The 8,669-nt window shown below is 66.8% G+C and carries 8 protein-coding genes and 1 pseudogene; 5 read left to right on the forward strand and 4 right to left on the reverse strand.

The window, feature by feature from the left end; translation table 11 throughout:
* Positions 1-13 precede the first annotated feature (13 nt).
* Positions 14-730, reverse strand: a complete 717-nt coding sequence (locus tag A5708_RS00105) for a hypothetical protein (RefSeq protein WP_065026673.1) — start codon at positions 728-730, stop codon at positions 14-16.
* Positions 731-1,004: 274 nt separating this feature from the next.
* Between A5708_RS00105 and A5708_RS00110 the strand changes: the two genes are divergently transcribed.
* Positions 1,005-1,253, forward strand: a complete 249-nt coding sequence (locus A5708_RS00110; protein WP_065026683.1) for a hypothetical protein — start codon at positions 1,005-1,007, stop codon at positions 1,251-1,253.
* Positions 1,254-1,259: 6 nt separating this feature from the next.
* On the opposite strand, the gene uvrA is transcribed toward A5708_RS00110, so the two are convergent.
* Complete coding sequence (gene uvrA, locus A5708_RS00115; RefSeq protein WP_065026674.1) at positions 1,260-4,175, reverse strand: excinuclease ABC subunit UvrA; 2,916 nt, start codon at positions 4,173-4,175, stop codon at positions 1,260-1,262.
* A gap of 133 nt (positions 4,176-4,308) precedes the next feature.
* Between uvrA and A5708_RS00120 the strand changes: the two genes are divergently transcribed.
* Positions 4,309-4,986, forward strand: a complete 678-nt coding sequence (locus tag A5708_RS00120; RefSeq protein ID WP_065026675.1) for an MBL fold metallo-hydrolase — start codon at positions 4,309-4,311, stop codon at positions 4,984-4,986.
* A 62-nt stretch (positions 4,987-5,048) separates the two neighbouring features.
* Here the strand turns inward: A5708_RS00120 and A5708_RS00125 are convergent, their stop codons facing one another.
* Positions 5,049-5,492 (reverse strand): universal stress protein, encoded by a 444-nt coding sequence (locus A5708_RS00125; RefSeq protein WP_007776105.1) that lies wholly within the window; start codon positions 5,490-5,492, stop codon positions 5,049-5,051.
* 284 nt (positions 5,493-5,776) lie between these two features.
* On the opposite strand from A5708_RS00125, the gene A5708_RS00130 reads away from it, so the two are divergent.
* Both A5708_RS00130 and A5708_RS00135 read left to right on the forward strand, forming a co-directional pair.
* Positions 5,777-7,360 carry a glycosyltransferase family 39 protein gene (locus A5708_RS00130; protein WP_065026676.1) on the forward strand — a complete coding sequence of 528 codons (1,584 nt, stop codon included), beginning with the start codon at positions 5,777-5,779 and terminating at the stop codon, positions 7,358-7,360.
* A 51-nt stretch (positions 7,361-7,411) separates the two neighbouring features.
* On the forward strand, positions 7,412-8,131 hold the full coding sequence (locus tag A5708_RS00135) for an MgtC/SapB family protein (RefSeq protein WP_065026677.1): 720 nt from the start codon (positions 7,412-7,414) through the stop codon (positions 8,129-8,131).
* 2 nt (positions 8,132-8,133) lie between these two features.
* Here the strand turns inward: A5708_RS00135 and A5708_RS00140 are convergent, their stop codons facing one another.
* The gene (locus tag A5708_RS00140; protein ID WP_065026678.1) at positions 8,134-8,385 is read right to left on the reverse strand and encodes a hypothetical protein; all 252 of its coding nucleotides are present in this window, start codon (positions 8,383-8,385) and stop codon (positions 8,134-8,136) included.
* Here A5708_RS00140 and A5708_RS00145 point away from each other — a divergent pair.
* Positions 8,273-8,669, forward strand: a pseudogene (locus A5708_RS00145) (MFS transporter); the annotation flags it as partial. The gene A5708_RS00140 and the pseudogene A5708_RS00145 overlap by 113 nt on opposite strands.

Genomic DNA, 8,669 nt, shown 5'->3' on the forward strand with positions numbered 1-8,669 from the left:
GACCCGACCTCACCTACGCCGAGATGCGGCTGAGGATTTCGGCGTTCTCGGCGCACATCAGCTTAAATTGTGCCGGCTCGGCATGTGTGGCAAGGGTGCGGCGATCCCACCACATCACCTTGGTCCGGTAATCCTCGGTGGGATAGGCCGCCGCCGGTACGCGGTTAGCCACGACGCCCCCGGAGGACTGCCATTGCTCCAGCACGTGAGCCGCCGCGGTAGCCATCACGAACTGAACACCCAGCAAAGTCATCATCGGCAACGCGGTGCGGGCCAGCACGGTGGACAGCGCGCGATTGCCATATTCGCGAGAATTGGTCCACGCGCCTTTCACCTCCACGACGCCAAACGGAAGCCGGTTGGAAATCATATGGCGCAGCAACGGAAGGCCCGGGTTGCCTTTCCATTCCTCGAGAGCGTGGGAGTCCTCCGGCGAGCGCAAAGGCCCGACCACACGCGTACCTCCGACGACTCGCCCTTGCGGGTCAAGCGCAGCAAAAAACAGGGACGTGTCGGTTCCATCCTGAATCTGGTCGAGGTCGAGCACCCAATCCAGCCCGTGCCGGAGATAGCTGTTCAGCGCGCCATCCAGGTACTGATTCCACAGATCGGGCTCCGCGGCCGGCGTCGCTGCGGTGACCCAGCACCCCGTCGTGTAATCGCGCCAACCAAACCCCGATTCCGACCACGGACCGTCAATCCCGAGCCCCGTGATTTGCACCGCTTCCATACGTGACCTCCGCCTATTCGCTGTTACTAACGAGTAATTTTTTGAACGCCTCTGAATCGTTTGTTAATTTGACTCGCGACAAATTAACCAAAGGGATTGTGACATAAGCGGACGAATTCGACTGCAGCGCGAGGGCAATGGGTCTCGAAAAGGCTCTTGCGGCGCATTTGTATTGGCCGCCGGGACCCGCTGTAGTGCCGCGACCTCGAAATTGACGCCGCCGCATCAAAACGCGACGCGGCATTTCGATCCGTCGTCGCAGTACCGTGACGGCATGCCCGACGAACCAGTCACTCCCAGCCCCACCGGTCCCGTCCCCGAATACGACGACGCCGGTGTGCCTACCTTCGAGTCGGTGCGCGACCAGATCGAGGCGCGGTATGCGACCGCGCAAGGCGCCGCCGAACTCGATGCGGAAACATCCGAAGGCCGTTCGGTCGACGAACAATACGACGAACGCCGGCGTGCCGCGGCCGAGCGGCTGGCCCAGATCCGGGAGTCGATGCGGCCCGATCAGGGATGACCGGGCTCAGGCGGTGACTTTGCGGCGCCGGTTCGATCGCCGCGGAGCGCTGGACGGCGCCGGGCTGCGGCCGATCACCTCGGCGAGGAACTTCCCGGTGTAGCTCTCCGGCACGGCGGCGACGTCCTCCGGAGTGCCTTCCGCGACAACGGTTCCGCCCTCGGCGCCGCCTTCCGGCCCCATGTCGACGATCCAGTCCGACGTCTTGATCACGTCCAGGTTGTGCTCGATGACGATGACCGTATTGCCCTTGTCGACAAGGCCGTTGATGACCTTGAGCAGTTTGCGGATGTCGTCGAAATGCAGGCCCGTGGTGGGCTCGTCGAGGATGTACACCGTGCGCCCGGTCGAGCGCTTCTGCAGTTCGGCGGCCAGCTTGACGCGCTGCGCCTCGCCGCCGGACAGCGTGGGCGCGGGCTGGCCGAGCCGCACATATCCCAGCCCCACGTCGACCAGGGTGCGCAGGTAGCGGTGGATGCCGGTGATCGGCTCGAAGAACTCCGCCGCCTCCTCGATGGACATGTCGAGCACCTCGGAGATGGTCTTGCCCTTGTAGTGCACCTCCAGCGTTTCCCGGTTGTACCGGGCGCCGTGGCAGACCTCGCACGGCACGTACACGTCGGGCAGGAAGTTCATCTCGATCTTGATGGTGCCGTCGCCGGTGCACGCCTCGCAGCGGCCGCCCTTGACGTTGAACGAGAACCGGCCCGGTTGATAGCCACGGACTTTGGCCTCGGTGGTGGCGGCGAACAGGGTGCGGATCTTGTCGAACACCCCGGTGTAGGTGGCCGGGTTGGATCGTGGCGTGCGACCGATCGGTGACTGGTCCACCCGCACCAGCTTGTCCAGGTGATCCAGCCCGGTGACCCGGGTGTGCCGGCCGGGGACCTGCCGGGCACCGTTGAGCCGGTTGGCCAGCACCGCGGCCAGGATGTCGTTCACCAACGTCGATTTGCCGGATCCGGACACTCCGGTCACCGAGGTGAGGACGCCGAGCGGGAAACAGACGTCGATGCCGCGCAGATTGTGCTCGCGGGCGCCGACGACGGTCAGCTGACGCTTGCGGTCGACCACGCGCCGTTTCGCCGGCATCTCGATGCGTTCCTTGCCCGAGAGGTAAGCGCCGGTGATCGAATCCTTATTTGCCAGCAGCTCGCTGTAGGTGCCGCTGTGCACGATCTCGCCCCCGTGCTCACCGGCCCGCGGGCCGATGTCGACGATCCAGTCGGCGTGCGCGATGGTGTCCTCGTCGTGCTCGACGACGATCAGCGTGTTACCCAAACCCCTGAGCCGCGTGAGAGTTTCGATGAGCCGACGGTTGTCGCGCTGGTGCAGCCCGATGGACGGCTCGTCGAGCACGTAGAGCACGCCGACCAGACCGGACCCGATCTGGGTGGCCAGCCGAATGCGTTGCGCCTCACCGCCGGACAGCGTTGCCGCGGCGCGGGACAGCGACAGGTACTCCAGCCCCACGTCGAGCAAAAAGCCCAGCCGCGACTGGATTTCCTTGAGCACCTGCCCGGCGATCGCCTTCTCGCGGTGGCCGAGGGTGAGCCCGTTCAGAAAGTCCGCGCAGTCCGAGATCGAGAGCTCGCAGACCTCGGCGATGGACTTCGTGCCCCGGTCCCCTGCGGCCAGCGTGACGGCCAGAATCTCCGGCTTGAGCCGGGTTCCGTCACACTCCGGGCAGGGCACGTCCCGCATGAAGCCTTCGTAGCGTTCCTTCATCTGCTCGGACTCGGTCTGGGCCATCTTGCGCTGCAGGAAGGCCAGCACGCCCTCGAAATCGGCGTAGTAGGACCGGGTCCGGCCGTACCGGTTGCGGTACCGCACGTGCACCTGGTGATCGGAGCCCTCGAGAATCGCCTTGCGGGCCTTGGCCGGTAGTTTGCGCCACGGGGTGTCGACGTCGAAGCCCATCTCGTCGCCCAGGCCGGCCATCATCCGGGTGAAGTACTCCGCGGTGTGGCCCGCCGACCACGGTGCCACCGCGCCCTCGGCCAGGGTGCGCTCGGGGTCGGGCACCACCAGGTCGGGGTCGACTTCCTTGCGGATGCCCAGGCCGCTGCACTCCGGGCAGGCGCCGTAGGGCGAGTTGAACGAGAACGACCGCGGTTCCAGGTCGTCGACCGCCAGCGCGTGCCCGTTGGGGCAGGCCAGCTTCTCGGAGAACCGCTGCTCCCGGTTGTGTGCGTCGTGTTCGTGGTCGACGAACTCGAGCACGACGATGCCGTCGGCAAGGTTCAGCGCGGTCTCCACCGAATCGGTGAGCCGCTGCTTGGCGGAGGCCTTGACGGTCAGGCGGTCCACCACCACCTCGATGTCGTGCTTTTCCTGCTTCTTCAGCTTCGGCGGATCGGTCAACGGGTGCACGACGCCGTCAACTCGCACCCGGCTGTAGCCCTGGGCGTTGAGCTTCTCGAAGAGGTCGGCGAACTCGCCCTTGCGGGTGCGCACCACCGGGGCCAACACCAGGAAGCGGGTGCCCTCCGGCATCGCCAGCACCTGATCGACGATTTGCTGCGGGGTCTGGCGGGCGATCCGCTCGCCACAGATCGGGCAGTGCGGCGTGCCGGCCCGCGCGTAGAGCAGCCGCAGGTAGTCGTACACCTCGGTGATGGTGCCGACGGTCGAGCGCGGGTTGCGGTTGGTGGATTTCTGGTCGATGGACACCGCCGGGGACAGGCCCTCGATGAAGTCGACGTCCGGCTTGTCCATCTGGCCCAGGAACTGACGGGCATAGGCGGACAGCGACTCCACGTACCGGCGCTGCCCCTCGGCGAAGATCGTGTCGAAGGCCAGCGACGATTTGCCCGAACCCGACAATCCGGTGAAAACGATCAGCGCGTCGCGGGGCAGGTCGAGATCGACGCCGCGCAGGTTGTGCTCGCGGGCGCCCTTGACGATCAGACGGTCAGCCAACGCTGCCCCTCTCAGGAACTATCTGGCGACTTCTGGTAGCCGCACTGCGGAATCCGAACCGGAATTGCGCACGGCGCATTCCATGCTATGTGCCCATACCGACAAGCATGATTTGACCAGTAGCGTGACCGGTATGACTGCAGTGGACGACAACTACACCGGACACGTCGACCCCGGTACCGCGGCCCGCCGGACCCTACCCGGCGCCACAATTTTAAAGGCCTCTGTCGGCCCCATGGACAACAACGCATATCTGATCACTTGTTCCGCTACCGGCGAAACACTGCTGATCGACGCCGCCAACGACGCGGACGTGCTGATCGACCTGATCCGGCAGCACGCGCCAAAGGTGTCGCTGATCGTGACCAGCCACCAGCACTTCGATCACTGGCAGGCGCTGGAGGCGGTGGCGGCCGCCACCGGGGCCCCGACCGCCGCCAACGAGATCGACGCGGAACCGCTGCCGGTCAAACCGGACCGTTTGCTGGGCAACGGCGACACCGTGCAGATCGGCGAACTGAAGTTCGACGTCATCCACCTGCGCGGGCACACCCCGGGCTCCATCGCGCTGGCCCTGCGCGGGCCCGCGACCGGCGGGGTCACCCAGTTGTTCACCGGCGACTGCCTGTTCCCGGGCGGCGTCGGGAAGACGTGGCAGCCGGGCGATTTCACCCAGCTGATCGAGGACGTCAGCACCCGGGTGTTCGACGTGTATGACGACTCCACCGTCATCTACCCCGGTCATGGCGACGACACGGCGTTAGGCGCCGAGCGCCCGCACCTGAGCGAATGGCGCGAGCGCGGCTGGTAGCGGGCGGCCAGTGGCGATCGCGAGCGCGGCGTAGCCGGGCGAAGCGGGTCGCCACCATCGGGCTACGTCGTGGTGTGCACGATCAACACGTCGGTCTTGGCCCGACGCGAGACGTTGGCCGGCACCGACCCGAGCAGCCGGCCGGCGATCGTGCTCAAGCCGACGTTGCCGACCACGAGCAGATCGGCCTGCTCCTCCTCGGCGAGGTGCACCAGCGCGTCGACCGGCGCCCCGACGATGGGCCGCTCGTCGATGTTCTGCGCACCGGCCGCGTGGGCGCGGTCCTTGGCGTCACGCAGGATCGCGTAAATCGGGGCGGTGCCCGAAACCTTGTAGCTTTCGTCCCGCAGGGCGTCGGCGGCCCGGGCGTCCTCATGTTGGGGCAGATACGCCGACGCCACGATCAGCTTGGCGTCCGCTCCCGCGATCTGCGCCGCCTTCTCCACCGCGCGCATCGACGAATCCGAGCCATCGGTTCCTACCACCACAGTCCGATAGGCGCCCATTTACCCTCCCAGTTTCGGTTGGTCAGCCAACCCAAGACAGTAGCGTGTTTGCTCGATCCGCAGGAGGCAGATTAACGACACCGCGTGGCGTGGCTCGCCCGCAATTTGCGGGCGCTGGCTGCGGCAACGGACAATATCGCCAATGACAAAACAATCGAATGTGCAGGGCCGACGCGGAAGGCATTGCATTACGCCGCTTTTCGGGAAAGTGAACACTAAGTGCGAATGCGCCGGACGCGGTTTGTGACCCGCTCCATCAACCGCGCCTTACAGTAACAAGCATCATGTCCATGCCCACCCTCGAGCCCACCGTCGAGCCCCGTGCCGGGGATTTCGGCGCCGAGTCCGCGTCCGGGCGTGCGCGCGGTGGGTTGCTCGATCCGTGGGCAATCGCCCTGTTGGCCACCGTAGTCAGCGCCGCCTGGGCCTGCCGGCCGTCGCTCTGGTTCGACGAGGGGGCGACGATCTCGGCTTCGGCCAGCCGGACCTTGCCGGAGCTGTGGCGGTTGCTGGGTCACATCGATGCGGTCCATGGCGCGTACTACCTGCTGATGCACGGTTGGTTCGCGCTGTTCCCGCCTACCGAATTCTGGTCACGTTTCCCCAGTTCCCTGGCGATCGGAACCGCCGCCGCCGGCGTCACGGTGTTCACCAGGCAGTTCTGGACGCGACCCGCGGCGGTGTGCGCGGGGACGATTTTCGCGATCCTGCCGCGCACCACGTGGGCGGGCATGGAGGCGCGCCCGTACGCCTTCGTGGCCGCCGCAGCCGTCTGGCTGACGGTGTTGTTCGTCGTGACCGTCCGGCGGAACAGGCCGCGCGGGTGGGTTTGGTACGCGCTGGGATTGATGCTGTCGATACTGCTCAACCTCAACCTGGTGCTGTTGGTGCCGGTGCACGGCGCGATGCTGCCGCTGCTCGCGCCCAAGAGCGCGCGCAGGTCTCCGGCGCTCTGGTGGGCCGCCGCGTCGGCCGTCGCCGTCGCGGCCATGACGCCGTTCCTGGTGTTCGCGCACAACCAGGTTTGGCAGGTCAACTGGATCTACCCCGTCAGCTGGCATTACGCGTTCGACATCATCCTGCGCCAGTACTTCGACCACAGCGTGGCCTTCGCCGTCGCGAGCGCGGTCCTGATCGTCGCTGCGGCCGTGACACGGTTGGCCGGCGTGCCGGCCCCGGCCGGCGACCTGCGCCGGTTGTTGCTCATCGCCACGGCGTGGATGGTGATTCCCACCGCGCTGGTCGTCATCTATTCGGCCGTCAGCGAGCCGATCTACTATCCGCGCTACCTGATCTTCACCGCCCCCGCGATGGCCGTCGTCCTGGCCGTCTGCCTCGTCTCCGTCGCCCGCAGGCCCTGGCCCATCGCCGGCGGGGTGCTGCTGTTCGCCGTTGCCGCGGTGCCGAATTACCTTTTCGTCCAACGCTGGCCGTATGCCAAAGAGGGCTGGGACTACAGCCAGGTCGCCGATTTGATCAGCTCCCACGCCGCCCCGGGCGACTGCCTGATGGTGGACAACACCGTGCCGTGGAGACCCGGGCCGATTCGTGCGCTGCTGGCCACCCGCCCGGCCGCCTTCCGGTCGTTGATCGACGTGGAGCGCGGCGTGTACGGCCCGAAGGTCGGATCGTTGTGGGACGGGCACGTCGCCGTGTGGCTGACGACGGCCAAAATCAATAAATGCCCGGCGATCTGGACCATCACCAATAAAGACAACTCGCTGCCCGACCATCAGGCCGGGCGATCGCTACCGCCCGGAAGCGCATTCGGGCGCGCACCGGCGTACCGGTTTCCGGGCTACCTCGGCTTCCGCATTGTCGAGCGGTGGCAGTTCCACTACTCGCAGGTTGTCAAGTCGACGCGGTGATCTCCGCGTCGCCGACCGCGTGAAGCGCCGGATGCTGGGTAGTTGAGAAGCATGCAGACCTGGCTGACCGCACCGCTATTCGGCGGCAACGTGCAGGGTGTCCGGCACGTCATCGAGCTGTTTGTCGCATTCGGATTGACGACCCTCATCGGGCTGGAGCGAACCATCCAGGGCAAGAGTGCCGGGCTGCGGACCCAGACGATCGTCGGGACGTCGTCGGCGTTGATCATGCTGGTCAGCAAGTACGGCTTCACCGACGTCCTGTCCGCCGGTACGAACGTGCTGGACCCGTCACGTGTTGCGGCCCAAGTGGTTTCGGGGATCGGCTTCCTGGGTGCGGGCATCATCATCACGCGGCGCGGTGCGGTGCACGGGCTGACGACGGCCGCGGCGGTATGGGAGTCTGCCGCAATCGGTTTGGCGACCGGAGCAGGCCTGCTGATGCTCGCGATCGCGGTGGTGGCGCTGCACTTCGTCAGCGCACTCGTCTTCAAGGCGGTCGAGAGGCGCCTGGCGGCGCAGCTGGGCGGGACGATCCGGGTGCAGATCATCTACGAGAACGGCCGGGGGATGCTGCGCGAGGTGCTGCGCATCTGCGGGCAGCGAAATTGGCAGCTCACCGAGCTCGATGCGGACGCGCACGACATCGACGACGGTGAGGTGCGGGTGACGATGACGCTGTCGGGCGCCAAGATCGCGAACGCCCAACGGGTGTTCGGCGAGGTGGACGGGGTGGTGGCGGTCTTACGGCCCGAGGACGACCCCGACTGAGCTCAGCCCCCGGTCGCGACCGGCTCGGCCTGCCGGGTGGCCCGTGTCGCGGCGTAGGACACCGCCACGCCGGCCGCGCTCAACGCGGTGAAGACCGTGAACAGCAGATGCGCCGCCATCTCCTCGCCGCCGGTGGCGGTGTTGACGACGACACCGGCCAATCCGGCACCGATCGCGGCGGAGGTCAGCTGGACGGTGAGCGAGATCGTCAGCGCATCGCTGGAGCACCCGCGCACGATCGGGCGGGTGGTCATGGTGGCGCCGATGGTGGCCGCGTCGGGCCTGGCGCTGGGTGCCGTCGCCCGGCACGGCGACGACTCGGCCTGGACCGCCGCGCTGTGGGCGGTGGCCCTGCTGGTCGCCGGCATCGGGATCGGGATGGCCTGGCCGCACCTGTCGGCCCGCGCGATGGCCTCCGTTGCGGACCCGGCCGAAGGCGGCGCCGCGTCCGCTGCGATCAACACCGTCCAGCTGACCTCCGCCGCGATCGGTGCCGGATTGGCCGGTGTCGTCGTCAACACCGCCACCGGCGGCGAGG

It is taken from the genome of Mycobacterium colombiense (assembly GCF_001672755.1).
Taxonomy (GTDB): Bacteria; Actinomycetota; Actinomycetes; order Mycobacteriales; family Mycobacteriaceae; genus Mycobacterium; species Mycobacterium colombiense_C.